The sequence below is a fragment of the Clostridium sp. 2218st1_F5_2218SCRN_220325 genome (genome assembly GCF_039062665.1).
GTDB lineage: Bacteria > Bacillota > Clostridia > Peptostreptococcales > Peptostreptococcaceae > Intestinibacter.
The window spans coordinates 47,670-70,865 of the sequence record NZ_JBCLNH010000018.1 but is presented as its reverse complement, the minus strand read 5'-3'; the positions used below and the strand labels follow the sequence as shown (position 1 = coordinate 70,865).

The 23,196-nt window shown below is 29.0% G+C and carries 23 protein-coding genes; 18 read left to right on the top strand and 5 right to left on the bottom strand.

What is annotated here, in order from left to right:
* Positions 1 to 124: 124 nt before the first annotated feature.
* Both ABCM86_RS11025 and ABCM86_RS11020 read right to left on the bottom strand, forming a co-directional pair.
* Positions 125 to 439 (bottom strand): carboxymuconolactone decarboxylase family protein, encoded by a 315-nt coding sequence (locus tag ABCM86_RS11025; protein WP_288767837.1) that lies wholly within the window; start codon positions 437 to 439, stop codon positions 125 to 127.
* Positions 440 to 583: 144 nt separating this feature from the next.
* Complete coding sequence (locus tag ABCM86_RS11020) at positions 584 to 1,639, bottom strand: nitronate monooxygenase (protein WP_343004006.1); 1,056 nt, start codon at positions 1,637 to 1,639, stop codon at positions 584 to 586.
* Positions 1,640 to 1,947: 308 nt separating this feature from the next.
* On the opposite strand from ABCM86_RS11020, the gene ABCM86_RS11015 reads away from it, so the two are divergent.
* From ABCM86_RS11015 to ABCM86_RS10935, 17 genes are all read left to right on the top strand, one after another.
* Complete coding sequence (locus ABCM86_RS11015; RefSeq protein WP_295734551.1) at positions 1,948 to 2,928, top strand: beta-ketoacyl-ACP synthase III; 981 nt, start codon at positions 1,948 to 1,950, stop codon at positions 2,926 to 2,928.
* A 117-nt stretch (positions 2,929 to 3,045) separates the two neighbouring features.
* Positions 3,046 to 3,270 (top strand): acyl carrier protein, encoded by a 225-nt coding sequence (locus ABCM86_RS11010; protein WP_007286056.1) that lies wholly within the window; start codon positions 3,046 to 3,048, stop codon positions 3,268 to 3,270.
* Between the two features lie 97 nt (positions 3,271 to 3,367).
* A complete protein-coding gene (gene fabK / locus ABCM86_RS11005) occupies positions 3,368 to 4,294 on the top strand; it encodes an enoyl-[acyl-carrier-protein] reductase FabK (RefSeq protein ID WP_295734555.1) in 927 nt (308 codons plus the stop codon).
* Positions 4,295 to 4,359: 65 nt separating this feature from the next.
* Positions 4,360 to 5,295 (top strand): ACP S-malonyltransferase, encoded by a 936-nt coding sequence (fabD, locus tag ABCM86_RS11000; RefSeq protein ID WP_343004005.1) that lies wholly within the window; start codon positions 4,360 to 4,362, stop codon positions 5,293 to 5,295.
* A gap of 58 nt (positions 5,296 to 5,353) precedes the next feature.
* Positions 5,354 to 6,094 carry a 3-oxoacyl-[acyl-carrier-protein] reductase gene (gene fabG / locus ABCM86_RS10995; RefSeq protein WP_343004004.1) on the top strand — a complete coding sequence of 247 codons (741 nt, stop codon included), beginning with the start codon at positions 5,354 to 5,356 and terminating at the stop codon, positions 6,092 to 6,094.
* 21 nt (positions 6,095 to 6,115) lie between these two features.
* Positions 6,116 to 7,351, top strand: a complete 1,236-nt coding sequence (gene fabF, locus ABCM86_RS10990) for a beta-ketoacyl-ACP synthase II (RefSeq protein WP_343004003.1) — start codon at positions 6,116 to 6,118, stop codon at positions 7,349 to 7,351.
* A gap of 12 nt (positions 7,352 to 7,363) precedes the next feature.
* Positions 7,364 to 7,858 carry an acetyl-CoA carboxylase biotin carboxyl carrier protein gene (gene accB, locus ABCM86_RS10985; protein ID WP_343004002.1) on the top strand — a complete coding sequence of 165 codons (495 nt, stop codon included), beginning with the start codon at positions 7,364 to 7,366 and terminating at the stop codon, positions 7,856 to 7,858.
* A 9-nt stretch (positions 7,859 to 7,867) separates the two neighbouring features.
* The gene (fabZ, locus tag ABCM86_RS10980) at positions 7,868 to 8,290 is read left to right on the top strand and encodes a 3-hydroxyacyl-ACP dehydratase FabZ (protein ID WP_195930676.1); all 423 of its coding nucleotides are present in this window, start codon (positions 7,868 to 7,870) and stop codon (positions 8,288 to 8,290) included.
* 8 nt (positions 8,291 to 8,298) lie between these two features.
* Positions 8,299 to 9,651 carry an acetyl-CoA carboxylase biotin carboxylase subunit gene (locus ABCM86_RS10975; protein ID WP_295734572.1) on the top strand — a complete coding sequence of 451 codons (1,353 nt, stop codon included), beginning with the start codon at positions 8,299 to 8,301 and terminating at the stop codon, positions 9,649 to 9,651.
* Positions 9,644 to 10,501: an acetyl-CoA carboxylase, carboxyltransferase subunit beta gene (gene accD / locus ABCM86_RS10970; protein WP_343003999.1), complete on the top strand. Its 858-nt coding sequence runs from the start codon at positions 9,644 to 9,646 to the stop codon at positions 10,499 to 10,501. Before ABCM86_RS10975 ends, accD begins: the two co-directional genes overlap by 8 nt.
* Positions 10,502 to 10,529: 28 nt before the next feature.
* Entirely contained in the window at positions 10,530 to 11,345 is an 816-nt protein-coding gene (locus ABCM86_RS10965) for an acetyl-CoA carboxylase carboxyltransferase subunit alpha (protein WP_295734576.1), read from the top strand.
* Between the two features lie 72 nt (positions 11,346 to 11,417).
* A complete protein-coding gene (locus tag ABCM86_RS10960) occupies positions 11,418 to 11,870 on the top strand; it encodes a MarR family transcriptional regulator (RefSeq protein ID WP_295734577.1) in 453 nt (150 codons plus the stop codon).
* 132 nt (positions 11,871 to 12,002) lie between these two features.
* Positions 12,003 to 12,692: a peptidoglycan recognition family protein gene (locus ABCM86_RS10955; protein ID WP_343003998.1), complete on the top strand. Its 690-nt coding sequence runs from the start codon at positions 12,003 to 12,005 to the stop codon at positions 12,690 to 12,692.
* A 49-nt stretch (positions 12,693 to 12,741) separates the two neighbouring features.
* Entirely contained in the window at positions 12,742 to 13,611 is an 870-nt protein-coding gene (locus ABCM86_RS10950; protein WP_343003997.1) for an AraC family transcriptional regulator, read from the top strand.
* A gap of 61 nt (positions 13,612 to 13,672) precedes the next feature.
* The gene (locus tag ABCM86_RS10945; protein WP_195930683.1) at positions 13,673 to 14,560 is read left to right on the top strand and encodes a RelA/SpoT domain-containing protein; all 888 of its coding nucleotides are present in this window, start codon (positions 13,673 to 13,675) and stop codon (positions 14,558 to 14,560) included.
* Complete coding sequence (locus ABCM86_RS10940; protein ID WP_295733221.1) at positions 14,561 to 15,352, top strand: Cof-type HAD-IIB family hydrolase; 792 nt, start codon at positions 14,561 to 14,563, stop codon at positions 15,350 to 15,352.
* Positions 15,353 to 15,528: 176 nt separating this feature from the next.
* Entirely contained in the window at positions 15,529 to 18,075 is a 2,547-nt protein-coding gene (locus tag ABCM86_RS10935; RefSeq protein WP_295733219.1) for a PEP/pyruvate-binding domain-containing protein, read from the top strand.
* A 229-nt stretch (positions 18,076 to 18,304) separates the two neighbouring features.
* On the opposite strand, the gene ABCM86_RS10930 is transcribed toward ABCM86_RS10935, so the two are convergent.
* Entirely contained in the window at positions 18,305 to 18,976 is a 672-nt protein-coding gene (locus tag ABCM86_RS10930; protein WP_295576128.1) for a Crp/Fnr family transcriptional regulator, read from the bottom strand.
* A gap of 162 nt (positions 18,977 to 19,138) precedes the next feature.
* Here ABCM86_RS10930 and ABCM86_RS10925 point away from each other — a divergent pair, with 162 nt between their 5' ends.
* Positions 19,139 to 20,587: a DEAD/DEAH box helicase gene (locus ABCM86_RS10925; protein WP_343003995.1), complete on the top strand. Its 1,449-nt coding sequence runs from the start codon at positions 19,139 to 19,141 to the stop codon at positions 20,585 to 20,587.
* A 27-nt stretch (positions 20,588 to 20,614) separates the two neighbouring features.
* On the opposite strand, the gene ABCM86_RS10920 is transcribed toward ABCM86_RS10925, so the two are convergent.
* Together ABCM86_RS10920 and ABCM86_RS10915 are read right to left on the bottom strand one after the other, a co-directional pair.
* A complete protein-coding gene (locus ABCM86_RS10920; RefSeq protein ID WP_295576126.1) occupies positions 20,615 to 21,052 on the bottom strand; it encodes a hypothetical protein in 438 nt (145 codons plus the stop codon).
* A 155-nt stretch (positions 21,053 to 21,207) separates the two neighbouring features.
* Positions 21,208 to 22,698 (bottom strand): alanine/glycine:cation symporter family protein, encoded by a 1,491-nt coding sequence (locus ABCM86_RS10915; RefSeq protein WP_295675391.1) that lies wholly within the window; start codon positions 22,696 to 22,698, stop codon positions 21,208 to 21,210.
* Positions 22,699 to 23,196 lie beyond the last annotated feature (498 nt).

Below are 23,196 nucleotides of genomic sequence, written 5' to 3'. Positions count from 1 at the left end.
ATTAAAGTGACCAGGGTTAGGTAACACCTATAGAACTAACCCATCTATTTGTATAATTGAAAAATCCTACGACAAATGATGCTTCTAGTATTTCATGGTCGTTAAATCCAACAGCTCTTAATTTTTAAACTTGGTCTTTGTCGATTTCTCTAGGTTTTGCAGTTGTAAAATAGGCAAAGTCGCAAAGAGCACGTTGTTTGTCTGTTAGTTTAGCTATTCTATAATTATATGTAAGTGTGTCTACCCAAGCTGGATTTTTTGTAAGGCCACGTAGTATATCACCATGTGTAGTTAGGCAATATGTGCACCCGTTTGTTGATGATATTACAAGTCCCATCATCTCTTTATCTATAGTACTTAGATAAGTAGTTTCTTCGTCGAATAGTGATTCTTTTAATTTTAGAAATCTTATGTGTTGTTCATTATATTCATAAGACATAATTTATAACCTTCGAAATTAATTTATTTTAAAATTTAAACTTCATATATTGCAAACACACGCGCTGGGAATCCTGTTGTATTTTTTACTTTTGGGAATGTTGCAAATACGATTGCACCTGTTTCAGGAACAGTATCTAAGTTATTAAATTCCTGATATTAATTCATCTACAACTTTTTTTACAGTTTTAATTTTATTTATTTTATAAGTCTCAGCACCACAAAATAAAAGGGCATTATCTATATCACCATTTACCGCATTTATAAGTGCTTGAGATATACAGTAAGGCGTAGATGAAGGATTACATGTTTCCATACAGTTATAGCATTTTTTTATTTTAGGTTTATTTGATTCAAGTTTTTCTAAAAATTTATTGTAAATAGCTCTTCCAGGAAGACCAACTGGACTCTTAATGATTTTTATATCTTCTTTTTTGCATTTGATATATGTATTTTTGAAGGTTATATTTGCATCACATTCTTCTGTTGCTACAAATAAAGTTCCGACTTGTACTCCTGCAGCTCCCATATTTATATATTTTTTCACATCAGAGCTTGTTGAAATACCACCAGCGGCTATTACTGGTATTTCTTTGTCGTATTTTTGGCCATATTCTTTTGTGATTTCTAATATTCTCATAAATTCTCCATCATAATCTATAGAATCTATATCTTTTAAATCATTTCTATGAAATCCTAGATGACCACCAGCTTTTGGTCCTTCAACTACTATCATATCAGCAGTTTTATTATATTTTTTATCCCACATTTTAAGTAATAATTTGCATGCCTTAGCAGAAGATACTATTGGTGCAATTTTAACGTTTGAATTTCCTATAAATTTCGGTAATTTTATAGGAAGTCCGGCACCTGATATTATAATATCAATTCCAGCTTCGATAGCAGTTTTTACATGTTCTTCATAAAAATTCATAGCAACCATAAGATTTATACCTAGAGGTTTGTTATTTGATAATTCTTTTGCTTTTTGTATATGTTTTTTTAATGATTTTAGATTTGTAGAAAGTGGATCTTTATTAAATCCTTCTTCATCATATCCTATATTTATACCTGAAATTACTCCAAGTCCTCCAGCATTACTAACAGCTGATGCAAGATTTTCTCTGGATATTCCAATTCCCATTCCACCTTGAATTACAGGTGTTTTTATAATTAAATCTCCAATTATTAATGGTTTCATAAGTTTCCTCCCTATAGGATATAAAAGGTTTACTAAGATTGAGCTCATTATACTATAAAAAATTATCTAAATAAAGAAAAATATTTTTAATAGGTAAATTATAATGTTTTTTAAAAAAACATAAGTTTTGCAAAATTAGTGTTTTCAATATTTTTATATTCTTTGAGAGTTATGACTATAAAAAATATAGTTGACTTTTTTGTTTGAATATAATATATTTTGTTCATAATAAATTTTGATAATCAAAATATTTAATATATAAATAATTATAAAAACAAATATTTTGTGACTAAAAGAGGGGGTAATAGATGAACAATGTAGTTATAGCTGGTGTTGGAAAATATATTCCATCAAAAATAGTTACTAACAATATGTTAAGTCAGATTGTAGAAACGAGTGATGAATGGATAGTTTCAAGGACTGGTATAAAACAAAGGCATATTACTACAAATGAAAATACATCAGATATAGCATCAAAAGCAGCTTTAAATGCAATTCATGATTCGAATATAGATGTGTGTGACATAGATTTAATAATCGTTGCCACATGCACACCAGATATGTATACACCTGCTACAGCTTGTATAGTTCAGAAAAATATAGGAGCAAAAAATGCATTTGCATTTGATTTAGGTGCTGCATGTTCTGGATTTATATATGGAATTAATGTTGCAAAATCTATAATGGTTTCAAATGATATAAAAAAAGCTTTAGTAATCGGTGCTGAAACTTTATCAAAATCAATTGATTGGAATGATAGATCAACATGTGTTTTATTTGGAGATGGTGCTGGGGCTGTGGTCTTATCACTTAGTGAAAATAAAGGGATTTTAGATGTCATATGTAAATCAAAAGGAATAAAGTGGGAAAATCTCACTATTGGCGCTAAGGATTTAACAAACCCATATATCGATGAAAAAATAAGAATGAATCCATACTTAAATATGAATGGAAGTGAGATTTTTAAATTTGCAACAATTGAGATAGTAAGTCTAATAAAGCAAATTTTAAAAGATAATGATTTAAGTCTAGAAGATATAGCTTATATAATACCGCACCAGGCTAATGAAAGAATTATTCAATTTGCTGCCAAGAAGTTAGAAATTCCTGTGGATAAATTCTATATAAATATAGATGAATATGGAAATACTTCAGCAGCATCAATACCAATTGCAATAAGCGAAATGAGTGAAAAAAATTTGCTTAAAAAAGGAGATAAATTAATTGCAGTTGGATTTGGGGCAGGGCTTACGTCTGGAGCCTGTTTAATAAAATGGCAAAATAATTAATTTGGGATAATACTCAAAATTAATTTAATTAAATTATAAAAAAATAAGGGAATAAAAGATTTACTAAGATTAAAATTAAAAAACAAAAAATTAATATCAAAATTAGGAGGAAAAATTATGTTTGAAAAAATACAAGAAATGATGGTGGAAAGCTTATCTTTAGAAAAGGACGATATAAAATTGGAAAGTACTTTTGAATCTTTAGAAATAGATTCACTAGATGTTTTTGAATTAGTTACTGAGATAGAAGAAGAATTCGATATTGAAATAGAAGATGCTGAAAATCTAAAATCAGTTCAAGATTTAGTTGCATACATAGAAGGAAAAGTTGCAGTTAAGTAGTATTATTGCAAAGTGAAAATTTAATAAATCCAAATAAATCTAACTAGCTATTTAGTTAGATTTATTAAAATATATTAAGAGAGGATTTAACGAGGTTATGAATTGTAATGTGATAACAGAATTATTGAATATAAAATATCCAATAATACAAGGAGGTATGGCATGGATTGCAGATGCATCTCTTGCTGTTGGAGTTAGTGAGGCAGGTGGCCTTGGAATAATAAGTGGTGTTGGACCAACAGAAGTTGTAAGAGCACAAATTAGAAAAGCAAAGGAGCTAACAGATAAACCATTTGGTGTAAATATAATGCTTATGCAAGATAATGCAGATGAGATAGCACGCTTAGTATGTGATGAAAAAGTTCCTGTAGTTACAACGGGTGCAGGAAGTCCAGGTAAATATATAGAAATGTGGAAAAGTCACGGAATTAAGGTTATTCCAGTAGTTCCATCAGTAGCAATTGCAAAAAGAATGGAGAAGTTCGGTGCAGATGCCGTGATAGCTGAGGGAATGGAGTCTGGCGGACATATAGGCCAAACGACTACAATGAGTTTAGTTCCACAAGTTGTAGATGAAGTGAATATTCCAGTTATAGCAGCTGGGGGAATTGGAGACGGAAGGGGAATCGCAGCATCATTTATGCTGGGAGCTGTCGGTGTCCAAATGGGAACCCGCTTTTTAGTTTCAAATGAATGTAATGTACATCAAAATTATAAAGAAAAAGTATTAAAAGCTAAAGATATAGAAACAGAAGTGACAGGGACTTCAACTTCTCATCCAGTAAGAGTTCTTAGAAATAAACTAACTAGAGAGTATATAAAACTAGAAAAAAGTAATCCGAATTCTGAAAAACTAGAATCTTTAACTAGAGGTGCTTTAAGAAAAGCAGTTATAGAAGGTGATACAGAAAATGGAAGTGTTATGGCAGGTCAAATAGCGGGACTTGTGAAAAAGGAGCAAAGTTGCAAGGAAATAATAGAAGAGCTAATGACTGAGTTTGATAAATGCATAAATTATAAATAGATAAATAATACAAGTTTTAAATTCAATGCATAAATAAATTATACAAGTTTTATATGGAGGAGATTATGAACGATAATATAGCATTTCTTTTTCCAGGGCAAGGTTCACAATATGTAGGCATGGGAAAAAGTTTATATGACAATATAGATGAATGTAAAGAAATATTCGATATGGGTGATGAGATTTTAAATATGCCTATGAAAGAGATGATTTTTAATGGGAATGAAGATGATTTAAAAAGAACTAAATATTCACAACCAGCAATTTTACTAACATCACTTGCATCTGCTAAGGCTGTAGAGCTTAGAGGAATTTCTGCTAAGTATACCTTGGGACTTTCATTAGGTGAATATGGTGCACTTGTTGATTCTGGTGTGATAAGTTTTGAAGATGGAATTAAACTAATCAAAAAGAGAGCTGAGATAATGGATAGTGCTATAAGCCCAGAAGAAGGAAGTATGATGGCAATTTTAAAATTAAGTCCAGAAAAGGTTGAAGAATTGATAAAAAGATCAAGTGAATTTGGATTAGTCGAAGGTGCAAATTATAACTGTCCTGGCCAAACAGTAATTTCAGGAGAAGTAAAAGCCTTAGAGGCGAGTGTTAAAATAGCAAAAGAACTTGGAGGAAGGGCACTTCCATTAAAGGTCAGTGGCCCATTTCACTGTTCGATGTACAAAGATGCAAGTTATAAATTTTATGAAGAAGTAAAAAAAGCAGATATAAATGATTTTAAAAAGGTTGTATATTCAAATGTAAAAGGTGCCCCCTATAAAAAAGACGATGATATAAAAGAGTTGCTTAGACAACAAATAATGTCACCAGTTTTATTCGAAAAGAGCATAAGAGATTTAATAAACAAAGGTGTGAACACTTTTATAGAAGTTGGCCCAGGAAAAGCATTAAGTGGATTTTTAAAAAAAATAGATAAATCAGTAAAAATATATAACGTGTGTGATATGGATTCATTAGAAAGCACAATATCAAGTTTGGAATTATAAAGAAATTATACATTAAAGGGGCTTTATAAAACTTATAAAAGCTAAAATGGAGGATTTTATGTTAAAGGGAAAATGTGCTGTAATAACAGGTGCATCAAGAGGAATAGGAAAATGTATAGCTACAAAATTTGCAAAAGAAGGGGCAAATATAGTTATTAATTATAGAAATAATGAGGAGGAAGCATTAAAAGTTAAAAAAGAATTAGAAGGTTTAGGTTCTCAAGTATTAGTAGTAAAAGCAGATGTAAGCGAATTAGAACAAGCAGAAAATCTTATAAAAGAAGCAAAAAAAGAATTTGGAAGAGTTGATATATTAGTAAACAATGCTGGAATAACAAAAGACAATCTTATTATAAGAATGAAAGAAGAAGATTTTGATAGCGTAATAAAAACAAATTTAAAAGGGGCTTTCAACTGTTTAAAAGCAGTGACTCCGATAATGTTAAAGCAAAAATACGGAAAAATAGTAAATATGGCATCTGTAGTAGGTGTGGTTGGAAATCCAGGACAAGTTAATTATTGTGCATCAAAGGCTGGATTAATCGGGATGACAAAATCACTTGCAAAAGAAATAGGAAGCAGAAATATCACAGTTAATGCAATAGCCCCAGGATTTATAGATACAGATATGACCAAGATTTTGAGTGATGATCAAAAGAAAAAAATATTATCACAAATACCATTAAATAAATTTGGAAATGTTGAAGATATAGCAAATGTGGCATTATTTTTAGGCAGTGAAAATTCAAATTATATAACAGGCCAAGTAATTCACGTAGATGGTGGAATGGCTATGTAATTCGAAAAACGGGAGGATTAAATGAAAAATAGAGTAGTTATAACAGGAATGGGGGCTGTAACTCCAATTGGAAATACAGAGACTGAGTTTTGGGAAAATGCCAAATCTGGAAAATTAGGAATAGATACAATAAAATCAATCGATACAGAAGGATTAGATGTGAAATTTGCGGGAGAAGTAAAGAACTTAGACATAGAAAAATTTTTAGATAAAAAAGAATGTAGAAGATTAGATAAATTTACTCAATACGCACTGATTGCAAGTATGGAGGCGGTTGAAAATGCAAAATTAGATTTAAATCAAATAGATAAAGACAGATTTGCAGTTATAGTAGGTTCAGGTATTGGTGGATTTAATACTAATGAAAAAGAATTCAAAACGTTACATACTAAGGGGATAAAACGAATATCACCAATGTATATACCAATGACTATAATAAATGCAGCAGCAGCAAACATCGCAATTAAATTTGGGGCTAGAGGAATGTGTACATCAGTAGTAACAGCTTGTGCAACGGGAACTAATAGTATAGGAGATGCATACAGACATATAAAAGATGGTTATGCTGATATAGCAATAACTGGTGGTTGTGAATCATCAATCACACCAATTGCAATTGCTGGTTTTACAAATATGAGGGCATTATCAACTAGCAAAAATAAAACTAAAGCATCAATTCCATTTGATAAAGATAGAGGAGGCTTTGTAATGGGAGAAGGTGCTGGAATATTAGTAATCGAAAGTTTAGAACATGCTAAAAAAAGAGGAGCAAATATACTTGCAGAAATCGTTGGATATGGTTCAACATGTGATGCATATCATATAACTTCTCCATCACCAGAAGGAGTAGCTGCAGCAAATGCGATGAAAAATGCAGTCAAAGAAGCAAATGTAAAAATGAACGATGTTTCATACATAAATGCACATGGGACATCTACTTACTACAATGACTTATATGAAACTAGAGCTATAAAAAATGCTTTCGGAGAAGATGCGAAAAATATACCAATATCATCGACAAAATCAATGATAGGTCATTTATTAGGTGCAGCGGGAGCAGTTGAATCAATAATATGTGTAAGAGCATTAAATGAAGGTTTTATACCTCCAACAATAGGTTATACAGAAAGTGAAGAAGAATTAGATTTGGATTATGTTCCAAACAAAGGAAGATATAAAGATTTAAAATATGCTCTTAACAATTCACTTGGATTTGGAGGACATAATGCATGTCTATTATTTAAAAAGTGGGATTAATCGGAGGACGCTATGAATTTTATTGAAGTAAAAGAATTAATTTCTATTTTAGACGATTCAAAATTAGCTTATTTTGAATTGGAAAATGAAGATGGATATATAAAAATAGACAAGAGTATGTCTAGAGATTATGTATCTAATAAAATACAAAATGAAGTTTCAGCAATAGAAAATAAGGAAGAAAAACAACATAACAATGCAATTTCTTCAAAAATAAATATTAAAGAAAATGAAAATATGACGAACAAGTCACAATTAGAAGAAAATATAGATTTTATAAAATCGCCAATAGTTGGTACATTTTATTCAAAATCATCACCTGATGCAGAGTCTTTTGTTCAAAAAGGGGACAAGGTAAGCAAAGGTGATATAGTTTGCATAGTCGAAGCAATGAAATTGATGAATGAAATAAATGCTGAATTTAATTGTGAGATAGTTGAGATTATGGCACAAGAGGGCAAGATGGTCCAATATGGACAAGAATTATTTAAGGTGAAAAAATTATAGGAGAAAATTATGTTAGGAACAAAAGAAATAAAAGAAATTTTACCACATAGATATCCATTTTTAATGATAGACAGAGTAGAAGAAGTTGAAGAAGGAAAAAGAGCAAAAGGGTTTAAAAATATATCTATAAATGAAGAATTTTTCAACGGACATTTTCCAGATTATCCAGTAATGCCAGGAGTTTTGATATTAGAAGCTTTGGCACAAATGGGTGCTATTTGTATTCTTTCAAAAGAAGAATTCAAAGGGAAAATAGGTTTTTTAGTTGGAGCAGACAAAGTAAGATGGAAGCAACAAGTAATGCCTGGGGATAGATTAGATTTAGAAATTGAGATAACAAAATTAAGAGGATCTATAGGAGTTGGAACTGGGTATGCAAGTGTAGATGGAAAGGTAGTTTGCCAAGGTGAAATAATGTTTGCAATTGGGTAGGTGATAAGATGCTAAAGAAAATTTTAATAGCAAATAGAGGAGAAATAGCAGTTAGAATAATACGTGCATGTAGAGAACTTGGTATATCTACAGTTGCGATTTATTCAGAAGCTGATAAATATGCACTTCATACACAGATGGCAGATGAAGCAGTTTGTGTAGGGGGAGCGCAAAGTAAAGATAGTTATTTGAATATGACTAATATACTAAGTGCATGTGTGCTTACTGGGTGTGAAGGGATTCATCCAGGGTTTGGTTTTTTATCTGAAAATCCTAAATTTGCAAAGATGTGTGAAGAGTGCAATATAAAATATATAGGACCAGATTATAAGATTATAGAACTTATGGGAAATAAGGCTAAAGCAAGAGAAGTTATGAAAAAAGCAAATGTACCTGTAGTTCCCGGATATGAAGGTGAAATAACTTCAGTTTCACAAGCACTTGAAATAGCAAAGGAAATTGGTTTTCCAGTAATGATAAAGGCAGCTGCTGGCGGTGGTGGAAAAGGAATTAGAATAGTAAATGAAGAAGATGAATTTGAACACAACTATAACGCTGCAAAGTTAGAATCAAAAGCATGTTTTTCAGATGATAGAATTTATATAGAAAAATTTATACAAAAACCAAGACATATAGAATTTCAAATTTTAGCTGATGAATATGGAAATACAATTCATCTAGGCGAAAGAGAATGTTCACTTCAAAGAAATAATCAAAAAGTGCTAGAAGAAGCACCATCTACTTTTTTAAATCCAAAACTTAGAGAAAAAATGGGAGAGGTTGCAAAATGTGCAGCAAAGGCTGTAAATTATAAAAATGCAGGGACAATAGAATTTCTTGTGGATAAAGATTGCAGTTTTTACTTTATGGAAATGAATACTAGAATTCAGGTTGAACATCCTATAACTGAAATGGTTACAGGGGTAGATATAGTTAAGGAACAATTAAAAATAGCATCGGGAAAGAAATTAGATTTGATTCAAGATGATATTTGTATAAGTGGAAATGCAATTGAATGCAGAATAAATGCCGAAGACACAGATAATAATTTTAGACCATCTCCAGGACTTATAAAAGAATTATATATACCATCAGGTCCAGGGGTTAGAGTTGATAGTGCAATTTATTCTGGATATGAAATACCTCCATACTACGACTCAATGATAGGAAAGATGATAACATATGGCGCTACTAGAGATGAAGCAATAATAAAGATGAAAAGAGCGCTAGGAGAATTTGCAATAGGAGGAGTAAAGACAAATATAGATTTTCAATACAGTATATTAAATAATAGAGATTTTGTAAAAGGAAACTATGATACATCATTTATAGCAGAAAAGTTGGTGAGAAATAATGCTTAAAAATTTATTTAGAAAACAAGAATATATAACAGTTAGTAGCAAACCACTAAAAGATAAAGAATTTATACCTAATATACCAAATGGAAAATGGATAAATTGTAAAAAATGTAAGAGTATAATTTATTTAGAAGATATAAAAAATGATGATTATGTATGCCCTAATTGTAATTACCACTTCAATATATCTGCAAAAGAAAGGATAAATCAAATATTTGATAAAGATAGCTTTATTGAGATGTTTCATGAAATAAAAGTTACAAATCCATTAGAATTCCAAGGATATGAAGAAAAGTTAAAAAAAGCTGAACAAAAGTCTGATTTAGATGAAGGTGTACTTTGTGGGGTTGGAAATATAAATTCAAAAAAAGTAGCAACTGCAATAATGGATAGTAATTTTATGATGGGAAGTATGGGAAGTGCTGTCGGTGAAAGAATTACAAGAATTATAGAATATGCAACACAAAATAAACTTCCGCTTATTATATTTACTGCTTCTGGAGGAGCTAGAATGCAAGAAGGAATAATTTCACTTATGCAGATGGCAAAAACATCTGCAGCAATAGCGAGACATGATGAAGCAGGACTTTTGTATATAAGTGTAATAACAAATCCAACAACAGGAGGAGTAACCGCTAGTTTTGCAATGCTTGGAGACATAATAATCTCTGAGCCAGGAGCAATTTTAGGATTCGCAGGGCGTAGGGTAATTGAAAATACAATAAATCAGAAATTACCAGAAGACTTCCAAAGTGCAGAATTTATGTTAGAAAAGGGATTTGTAGATGATATTGTAGATAGAAAAAATTTAAAAAATTATTTATCAAGAGTGCTTAAATTACATGGAATATAAAGAAAAGAATATCTAAAGGTGGTGATAGATGTTGAAGGATAAAAAGAATGAAGTATGGAATATTGTAGAGATAGCGAGAAATAAAGAAAGACCAAACGTACGATTTTATATAGAAAATATTTTCGATGATTTTATTGAATTCCATGGTGATAGAAATTTTAGAGACGACAAAGCAGTAATAGGTGGAATTGCATCAATAGATAAAATAAGTGTAACAATAATAGGAGTTAATAAAGGTAAAAATGTAAAAGAAAATGTAGATACAAATTTCGGTATGGTTCATCCAGAAGGATATAGAAAAGCATTAAGACTTATGAAACAAGCTGAAAAATTTAATAGACCTATAATATGTTTTGTCGATACACCAGGTGCATATTGTGGAGTTGGGGCAGAAGAAAGAGGTCAAGGTCAGGCAATTGCACAGAATTTAATGGAAATGAGTAGACTAAAAACACCAATAATATCAATAATAACAGGAGAAGGCGGCAGTGGAGGGGCATTGGGTCTTAGTGTGTCTGATAAGGTGTATATGCTTAAAAATTCGATTTACTCTATTTTATCTCCAGAAGGATTTGCGACAATTTTATGGAAAGATTCATCAAGAACTAAAGAAGCAGCAGAAGTTATGAAAATAACAGCTTTAGACTTACTTAGTTTGGGAATAATAGATAATATAATAGATGAACCAATAGAAGGTGCACATACAAATCCTTCTTTAGTTTCAGACAACATAAAAAGACTCATAAATTCAGATTTAAATAATTTAATTGATATAAAAAAACAAGATTTATTACAAAATAGATATAATAAATTTAGACAAATGGGTAACTTTTTTGAAGTATAATATCAATTGAAATTATTTCTAAAATTTATTATAATACATTTAAGATTAAAATAAATATGGAGAGAAAATAAAATGGAAAAGAGATCGGAACGATTAAATTCACTTTTGGTGCAATTATTTAATGATATTTTACATATAGAAGAAAAGGTTTTAAAAAGTTCTGAGATAAAAGATTTATCTATAACAGAGATACACACAATCGATGCAATAGGAACTCAAGGAAACAGAACTATGGGAGAAATTGCCAACGATTTAAGAATAACAGTTGGAACGCTAACATCTGCAATTAATAGACTTATAAAAAAAGGTTATGCTGAAAGATCGAGAACGGAAGAAGATAGAAGAGTTGTGTTAGTAAGTCTAACTGAAAAGGGAAAACATGCTTATAAAATACATGCAGATTTTCACACAGAAATGGTACAAGCAACATTAAACTCTTATAACGATGAAGAACAAGAAGTTCTATGTGATGTAATAGAAAAAATAAATATATTTTTTGAGGATAAGTATGAAGGTCTCCAATAGGAGGCTTTTATTTTTTGAAATTAAGAAAAGTTAAGGAATTTAAAATGAAAAAAACATTTTTTCACGATATTATGTATATATGAGAAATAAAATGTAAATTGAGATACAATATAATATATGGGGGATTTTAGTATGAGCAAAAGACAATTGAAATCTATTGATATAGATTTTTTTAAGAAAAACAAGAATATAACTTTTTATCTTATAATGATAGTATTTTTAATTTGTCTATTAATAAGTAAATTAAATTTAAGTTATGGTTCTTCATCAAAATCATATATAAGTGATAATGTACTTATAAATGGAACAAAAATAGGAAGAGCAGAAGTAATATCAGATAAATTGTTAGAAAAAGGATCTTGTATATCAGCACAGGTAATAAAACCTACAGATGTAGTAATACATCAAACTGCATGTATAGATGTTGATGCAGAACAGATGTATGAATCACTAAAAAATGCAAATAGCGACCCATATGCGGGAACAAGTTATTCAAAATATAGAAATGCATCGTGGACAATTACTGTAGGATACGATAAAATAATACAAAATATTCCTTTAAATTGGCAAGCATACGCGCAAGGGACACAAGAAGGAAATTTAACTGGAATTTCTATTGAAATATGTATGTATACAAATGCAATGAAACAACAGCAAGCTTATTTAAATGCTATAGAACTATATAAAGTTTTAAAAAATTATCAAAATGACTTGGGTTTAAAAAAGCATCAAGATTATAATGGCAAGCAATGTCCTGAATGGCTACTTGAAGGTAAATATGGTATGGATTGGGACTGGTTTAAGGAAAAGTGTATGGAATAAAGTATAGTTTTATAGTGTATGGGCAAATTATGAAAATGGAGGCAATATTATGATAAATATAGTCAATTCCTATGATGAAAAAGCAAGGGAATTATATAAGAATTGTGATATCTATTATAATAGAAATATATTTATAGCTAAATCTATTCCTTCAGATAATGAATGTATAAAATCTAGATTACATAGTCATAATGAATACGAATTTTTTATTCCAAACAGCCCAATACCTTTTCTAGTAAATGAAGACAGTATATTCTTTGGAGAAATAGGATATATATATACAGCTAAAACCAATCAAAAACACGGTATAAAATATAATCTCTCTAACATAGACTATACAAGTATTCTAATAGATACAGATTATCTAAAAAACATAATGCAGGAACTTAAATGTAGTGATAATTTATTTAATCATCCTATATATTTATCTAGGGAATTAAAGTTTTACCTGCATATATTCCAAGATGAATTTAAAAAAGGAGATAAAAAAGACTTAGTTAAACTAGATATGATATCAAATCTTATCTGTAGAGAATTAATTAATGCAACTTATAATCAAGATATCAATCTATTTAAGGAAAAACAAAGTTATCAAAAAGGAATTTATTTAGTTGCAGATTTTATAAATCATAATTATAATAAAGAAATAAAAATAGAAGAAATGGCACAGTTAGCAGGGTTATCTAAAAATTACTTTGGCTCTGCTTTTAAAAAGGCGCTCGGAGAAACGCCACATTCTTACTTAATAAAGATAAGAATATCAAAGGCCAAAGTACTACTAGAAACAACAGACTATTCTTTAAGAGATATAGCTAAAGAAATTGGATTTAAAAAAGCAAGCTCATTTACATCTCAATTTAAAGCATCAACAGGTATAATACCTTCTAAATATAGAGAAAAAAGCAAAAAACACTATTAAATTCTATTCACTTGACAGAAGTTTAAATAAGCAAAATTAGTTAGGGAGGTAAGTATGGCATATGGACAGAAATTATTTTTTAGATATGTACGGTTTGGATGCACAAGATTTAATAGATTTAAATATAAATTGGGTTGATTTATATAACATACTACAAGATTATAAAAAATCTATTGATATTTGTGATGCTAGATTAACTTATGTTGCAAATGTGTTGAGGCAACATCCAAAGGTGCATTCTGTAAAAACGAGGGTTAAAGATCCAAAAAGGTTATTACAAAAATTAGTCAGAAAAACTCCTGACAGAAGAGAAAAATACGGTGATAATTTTAATTTTAGTATCCAAAACTATAAAGATGAAATTACCGATTTAATGGGAATACGTGTTATACATCTTTTTAAAGAAGACTGGGAAGAAATCCATAAATTTATAACAGAAAGATGGGAAGTAATAGAGATAGTAGCGAATATAAGAGAGGGTGACAATGTAGCCCCATTTGAAGAAAAATCTATTCCTGTAAGGTCTAGAATATCAGGATATAGGTCAGTTCACTATTTAATTAAATACGGTACAAAATACGATTCATCTATAATCGAAATACAAGTAAGAACTATTTTTGAAGAAGGATATGGAGAAATAGATCATCAACTCAGATATAGCCATGACTATGATATTCCCGACCTTTTAGCACAAAACTTAATGTTGCTCAACAGGATAGCCGGGAGTTCAGACGAGATGGCATCTCTTATAAATAAGTTGAATCAAAGTTTTAGTGAAATAGAAGCTAAATACAATAAAAAACTAAAGCATAAAAATGATATGCTCAGAGATTTGCGTAAAAAAATATATGAAAATGACTCTTTAAAACAAGAAGAAAGAGAAACAATAGTAAATGATATAGATAATGTAATTTTAGGGGACAGAGGAAAACACTTAAGGAGGAAATAAATGAGTAATAGAAAAATATTGTTCTTTGATATTGATGGAACATTAATTTCAGAGTCTAGTGGGGAGATACCAGAAAGTACAAAAACTGCTCTAAAGAGAGCTCAAGAAAATGGCCATATAACAATTATAAATACAGGGAGAACAAGAGCCTTAATTGAGCCAAGACTTCAAGATATGGGCTTTGATGGATATATTTGTGGATGTGGAACTTATATAGAAATCGGTGGAAAAGTTTTATATTATAAAACTATCGATAAAAATAAATACACTGATATTTTAAATATCTTAAAAGATAATGAAGCAGATGTCATTATTGAAGGAACAGAAAATATATATATGGATTTGGAAACAGAAAATCCAGAAAAACAAAATAAAATTAAATTATTTATGGATAGAGGATTTCCAATAAAATCTTTAAAAAGTGAAGATATGTCTTTTGATAAATTTTGCTTTACATTAGAAAATGAAGACAAGAGAGATAATATTGTAGAATACTTAGAAAATGAGGACTTCGACTATATAGATAGAGGAGCCAATTTCTTTGAAGTTGTTCCAAAAGGTCATTCAAAAGCAAGTGGAATGCAGTTTTTATTAGATTATTTTAATTTAGAAAAAGAAGATAGCTATGCTTTTGGAGATAGCTATAACGATACTGCTATGTTTGAATATTGTCCAAATGGAGTTTTGATGGCAAATGGAAAACAGGATTTATCAAAAATCGTGAGCTTTATAACAAAAGATGTAGATGAAGATGGAATAGAATATGCTCTACAACATTTTAATATAGTTTAGATGAAGATACCGCAAATACAAGGTTTGATTTTGCGGTATTTTTTAATTTAAATAAAAAATTAGATATAAAGGTTAGAAAATAAGATTAATATATAAATACTTATTTATATTAAGGATAAAAATATGTCATATGATACAATTTAAATTAAGAGGTTTTCTGCAAAGGAGGGGTTTTTGTGGATAATATTAGTACAGGGATAAAAGGTTTTGACGATATAATGGGAGGATTGTATCCTGGAGATAATGTTGTATGGCAAGTCGAGGATATAAATAACTATAAATATGTCGCAAATGCTTTTGCTAAAAAGGCAATAGATGACGGTAAAAAAGTAAACTATATAAAGTTTGGAAAGATGGAGCCGATAATAGACGATATAGATTCTATAAATTTATTTGAACTTGATTTAGATAAGGGGTTTGAAGAATTTACAATGTCGGTTAGAAATATAATAAAAACTCAAAGTGAAAATGCAGTATATGTATTTGACAGTCTTACATATATTCAAAGAGGATGGTATTCTGATTTGATGACAGTTAACTTTTTTAAAGTTACATGTCCATATCTATATAAAATAGGAGCAGTTGCATATTTTTCTATAAAAAGAAATTCATATACTTATGACACAATAGCTAAAATAAGAGAGACAACGCAAGTTTTAATGGATATATATAATGTAGAAGGAAATTTCTATATACATCCTTTAAAAGTAGAAGATAGATATACTCCAATTTTATTCTTTCCACATAAAGTGGAAGGAGACAAGGTTACAACAATAACATCAAGCGGTGAAGCATCAAAATTATTTTCTCATTTTGACTGGAGAAATAAAAGATTAGGTTATTGGAGAATAAACTTCAACAAAGCAAAAGCAGCTCTAACACAAGATAAATTAACTCAAGATAAAATGAAACAAAATTTAATAGATATATTAGTAGGAAAAGATGCAAAGATAAATAAAATGTGCAATCAATATTTTACTTTAGCCGATATGGTCCAAATTGCATCTAGGGAAATAGGTACGGGATTTATAGGTGGAAAGAGCATAGGAATGCTTATGGCAACTGCTATTATATCTAAATCAGAAGAAACAAAAGACGAATTTAAAGATATATTAGAGCCACATGATTCATTTTATATTGGAACAGATGTATTTTATTCTTATATAGTTGAAAATGGATTATGGGATTTGAGAATGAAACAAAAGACAGATGAAGGGTATTTTAAATACGCAAAAGAATTACAAGATGGAATGAAAAGTGGAAAGTTTTCAGAGATGATAAGAGAACAATTTATGCATTTATTAGAATATTACGGTCAATGTCCTATAATTGTAAGATCAAGTTCTCTATTAGAAGACAATTTTGGAAATGCATTTGCAGGAAAATACGATAGCGTATTTTGCATAAACCAAGGAAATCCAAGTGAGAGATTAAAAGCATTTGAAGATGCTATAAGAACTGTATATGCGAGCACTATGAATGATGATGCACTTAATTATAGAAAAAATCGAGGTTTAGATAAACGAGATGAACAGATGGCTATACTTGTTCAGAGGGTTTCTGGAGATTATTATGGAGAGTACTTCTTCCCTCATATAGCAGGTGTTGCAAATTCATCAAATTTATATGTTTGGAACAAGAAAATTGATATGGATGCAGGAATGTTAAGATTAGTATTCGGTCTTGGGACTAGAGCAGTAGATAGAGTAAACAACGACTATGTAAGAATAGTTGCCCTAGATGACCCTACAAGACTTCCTGCTATGACTATGAAAGACCCACGAAAATTTTCACAACATTATGTAGATGTCTTAAATTTAAATAAAAATAAATTAGAGACAATAAAGATAAATGATGCAGTAAAAAGCAATTTAAAAACACAAAGCAATTTATTTGGTTCAAAAGACAAAGAAACAGAAGAAAGACTTCAAAGAGTTGGAGTAGATACATCTAACATACCATTTATATTGAATTTTGAAAGATTATTGAGAAGTACAAAGTTTCCAGAAGCTATGAAAAAAATATTAAAAGTTGTATCTTCAAAATACAATTATCCAGTCGATATTGAATATACAGCCAACTTTGACAGACAAGGTAATTTTAAAATTAATATTGTTCAATGTAGACCGCTCCAAACAAGAGGACTTGGAAAGACTGTCGAATTACCTAAATTAGAAGATAAAAATTCTTGTTTATTTTCATCAAAAGGAAACTTTATGGGTGGAAATGTGAGACTTGCAATAGATTATATAGTATTTATATCATCTGAAGAATATATAAAATTGCCAGAAGTAGAGAAATATAATATTGCTAGACAAGTCGGTATAATAAACAAAAAGCTAAAAGGAAAAAATGCAATGCTTATGGGGCCAGGTAGATGGGGAAGTAGCAATCCAGCACTTGGCGTTCCTGTTAAATTCACAGAATTATGTAATATGTCTGTTATGTGTGAAATAGCGTACAGCAATAAAGATTTAATGCCAGAGTTGTCGTATGGAAGTCACTTTTTCCAAGACTTAGTTGAGACAGGTATATTTTATGTTGCGTTATTTGATAATAAGAGTGATGTAGTATTTAATGAAAGTAAACTTAAAAATAAAGAAAATATAGTAAAACAAATAGTACAAGATTCAAATATAAATCAAGAAGTGATAAAAGTATATGACACGAAAGGTCTTCAAATCTATTCAGATATAAAAGAGCAAATCGTGACTTGTTCATAAATATTAAACACAAAGGACCCCCTAAGTTACACAAAACTTAGGGGGTGAAACTTTATTATAAGGATATGGTATTTTATTTAATACTAGTTTATGCACATAAACTAAATATAAGTTAAATTAATCAATAGTATGACTTATCTATAATTATATACTAATAAATAATATAAATATGTTGTTGTGCCAACGATGTATAAATTAAATATCAATATGGAGCAATTTATACTAATATTTATATATTCATAGAAAGTATTTCAAATTTATTTTTATTGTATTTTATAAGACCTTCTTTTTGCATATTGCTGAGTTCGTGAGAAAGAGCACTTCTATTTACACATAAAAATTTTGCAAGCTCTTCGCGATTATAAGGTATGGTAAATCTATCACTATTGTGTTTTTGCTTTTCTAATAATAAATATGCAATAATTTTTTGTCTTAGTTTATAATGAGATATTATCTTTATCTTATGATATTTTCTCATATTTTCATTAGCAATAAACTTAAGTACATCTTCTAATATTAAAAATCGATATTCCTCTGATATAAACCCCTTTTGAAAAATTACATCTTGATTAAATATAAATACTTCAGAATCAGTCAATGCATAGATTGAAAATGGGCTAATTTTTTCATATGTACAAGTAATTTCGAGTCCAAAAGAATAAGATGGTTCAAGTTTATTTACTAAACTTTCATCTCCAGTAGAGTAGAAATTAGATACTGCTAATTTCCCACTTAGAATTATCCCGATATAATCTATGTATTCGCCTTCATCTATCAGTAAAGCACCTTTCTCAAAAAACTTTACACTACCTCTTAGTAAAGGTATTATTTCTCTTAAAGTCTCTTCACTTAAATTGTGAAAAGGTCTTGACTGAGCTAAAGCCTTTAAAATCTTATCCATAAAAAATCCCCCCAAATTTAAATAGATATTTATATGTATTAAATAAATTATAATTTAAATACATATAGAAAATCAATTGAAGTAAATAACAATAATAAGTTTAATTAAGTAGTATTTTGATATAATATGTAGATGAAAAAGAATTAGTTTAAGGAGAATAAAATGAAAAAATTTGATGAATTTAATTTAGATAAGGAGATTTTAAAATCATTAAATATCTTAAATTACAATACACCTACAGAAGTGCAAGATAAAGTAATACCTAAATTAATAGATAAAAATAATATTTTAGTTAAATCTAAAACAGGAACAGGAAAGAGTGCATCATTTGCAATACCTATATGTAATCAAATAAAATCACTAGAAAAAGATTTAAAAGCATTAGTAATTGTACCTACTAGAGAATTAGCTCTACAAGTAAAAGAAGAAATTGAAAATATAGGACGAATAAAAAGAATAAAATGCAGTGCAATTTTAGGAAAAGACTCATTTAATAATCAAGTATTAGAATTAAAACAAGGTGTTAATGTTATAGTAGCGACACCCGGGAGAATGATAGATCATATAACAAAGGGCAGTGTAGACTTAAGTAAATTAGAGTATTTTGTTATAGATGAAGTAGATAAAATGTTTACAAAAGGATTCAAAACAGATATCGATACAATTATGAAAAATATAGACAAAAATGTATGTAAAGCATTTTTCTCAGCAACAGTAGAAGATGACTTAAAAAATATATGTGATGAATATATGAAAGAATATGATTATATCGAAATAAAAGAATCTATAAATAAACTACAAAATAAAATACTTCAACAATATATACAAGTTGATATAAAAAACAGCTCAAAATATAAATATTTAGAATCGTTATTATATAAATTTAAGCCAGATACTGCGATTATATTTGCAAATACAAAAAAACAAGCCCAAAATCTATATGAAAAAATGAAAGAAAGTGGATTTTTAGTAGAACATATTAGTGGAGATATATCACAAGAGAGAAGATTTTACATAATAGATTCTTTCAAAAAACATGAATTTAATATATTAATAAGTAGTGATATTATATCTAGAGGTATTCATATAGATGATGTATCTTTAGTTGTAAATTACGATATTCCAGTAGATAAAGAAGTTTATGTCCATAGAATTGGAAGAACAGGAAGGGCTGGAAAAGACGGAGTAGCAGTTAGTTTAGTATCAGAGCAAGATTATAAATACTTCGAAGAAATTAAAGATTATATAAAACAAGAAATTGACTTAATAGAAGTTGAGCATGATGAAAAAGATAAAGCAGATTATAAAATAAAAGTAAACGAATTAAAAGAAGGTAGTAGTTTAAGTACTAATTCTGATGAAGATAAGTTTGGTGGAGAAATTACAAAAATTCATATAAACATAGGAAAGAAGAAAAAAATAAGAATTGGCGATATAGTAGGAGCTTTAAACAATATAGAAAATATAGAAAATAGCGACTTAGGCGTTATAAAAATATATGATAATTACTCAACAGTAGATATATTAAATAAAAAAGGCAAAGATTTCTTAAATAACAATAGTGAAATAATAGTTAAAAATAAAAAAGCTAAAATAAGAGAAGAAAAATAATAAAAAGGTGTTTTAAATAACACCTTTTTATGCTAAAAGAGAACCTTTAATATAAGCATATTTTAATGTTTTTTGTTTTGGAGTATCATAAAGAGCCATAATTTTTACTTGGCTTTGAGGAAAATCATCTTCAAAAATTGTAAATAATGAATTTAAGTTATTATACATTTTATAGATATCATTTTTGTTTATTTTCATTTTTATAGATGAAATCATATCTTCGGTAGATATTTTAGTAGAGGACTCAAGTTTGCTTTTTATTTTATAAATTGAATCTTCGTATTCGATATAATAAGTATTATCTATAAATAAATATGGGAAAATAGATTTTTCAAATTCATCAAATTTATTTTCTTTTATATTTGTTATCTTATATAAGATAGTTAGTTTATTTGGATCTAAATTAAATTTTTTAGTCAATGAATTTATTAGTATAGGGTTTATTTCTTGAAAATTTATATACATAAAAACCTCCAGAGTAATTAATATATTGAAATATATTTATTATTTTTTACAAGTAGAGGTAAGTTATTCATAAATTTATTTAAATTAAAAAGAGCTGGTATGGTTTCTCATATCAGCTCTTATAATTTAGGTATTTGGTATTTATTATTAAATAATTATTTATTAGTATTAGAGCATTTTTCTTCCCAGAAAGTAGCACCTTTTATTCCTAAATTTATAGGATCAAATGTTATCTCTGTAGTTGGAATTCCTGCTTTAAGTTGTCGTTCATAATCTTTGAAGCATTTCATAACTGGGTTAGATAGTATTAATATAGCTATTATATTTAACCAAGCCATCATACCAACTCCAATATCACCCATTGTCCAAGCTAATTCGGCAGATTTAACAGCACCAAATGCTATCATACCTAAGAAAACAAAGACCAATAAATATTGAGCGATTTTAGAACTTTTACCGCCAGTAATCTTCTTAATTATATAAGTTAAATTAACTTCTGCAATATAATAATAAGCCATTAATGTAGTGAATACAAAGAAGAATAGGGCTATAGTTACAAATGCACCACCGAATCCAGGAATTAAAGTATTTATACCAGCGATAGTATATTGAGGTCCTATTTGCTCTGTTGTAAATGATTGACCTGCATTATATACAACTTGTTTTGTAGTTTCATTAAAAGTTGTATAACAGTTTGTCATAAGAATCATAAAGCCAGTTGCTGAGCAAACAAATAATGTATCTACATATACTGAAAATGCTTGTACAAATCCTTGGACTGCTGGATGGTTGACTTCAGCTGCGGAAGATGCTTGTGGACCAGTACCTTGACCAGCTTCATTTGAATAAACTCCACGTTTAACTCCCCACGCTACAGTAGAACCTACTATAGCTCCAAAAGGCGCTTGTAAACCAAATGCCCCCTTAAATATTTGAGCTAAAACATGTGGTAGTTGATTGATATTAACTATTATAATTATCAATGCCATCAAAATATATAGACCTCCCATAAAAGGAACTATAAACTCAGCAGCAGAACCGATTCTTTTTATACCACCAAGGACAACTATTCCTGTTAAAACAACTAATATAACTGCAGTAACAGTTGTATTTATATTAAATGAGCTTTTGACTGCATCAGCTATAGAGTTTGATTGAACTCCTGGCAATAATACACCTATCGCTATTACTGTAACTATTGCAAATAATAGACCATATGCCTTTGCAAATGTTGTTTCACCAAAGCCTTTTTCTATGTAATATGCGGGACCTCCACGGTATTGCCCTTCGTGCTGTTCTTTATAAAGTTGTCCTAGTGTAGACTCTGCAAATGCTGAACCTGCACCTAAAAATGCAATTGCCCACATCCAAAATAGAGCACCGGGACCACCCCAAGCTATTGCAGTTGCAACACCGGCAATATTACCAGTACCTATACGACCTGCTAATGCAGTACAAAAACCTTGAAAAGAAGAAATCCCTTCATCAGATTTTTCTCCACTAAGAAGCAATTTTACCATAACCTTGATATTTCTAACCTGAGAGAATCTTGTTCTTAGAGAAAAATATATTCCTGATAGCAAACATAAATATACTAACCACTGACTCCAGACAACATTGTAAATAGATGTTACTAAGTCTTTCATAAAAACCCCTCCTAAATATAATTTTTGAAATTAGAAAAAAGAAAATAAGTAAACTTACCATTTAAAACTAAAAAATAAATACCTTCTAATATACCTAAATTTAAAAATATATAAGAAGAGAAAAAGAGATATACTATTTTAAATAAAATAGAAAACATGGTGTACAAACTTATATACTTTTGAAGAAAAATTCGTTTTGAAATGATAAATAAACTTGAAAAATAATATACCTATAAATAAATAGTAGCTAAAATTATATAATATGTCTAAATATAAAAGTTTTTTGATATAAAAAATAATTTATATTAAAGACGTAAAAAAGAAATAATTTTTGTTAAACATATTAAGTGTGATTAGGAAAGCGCTATGTATATAATTTTGAATTACATTTAATTAAAAATTATAAATTGTATTATTTTAAGTAAATGATATAATAATAATCTAGTAACTTAATATGGAGAATTAAAAATAAATACATAAAATGAATGTAAAATAGGA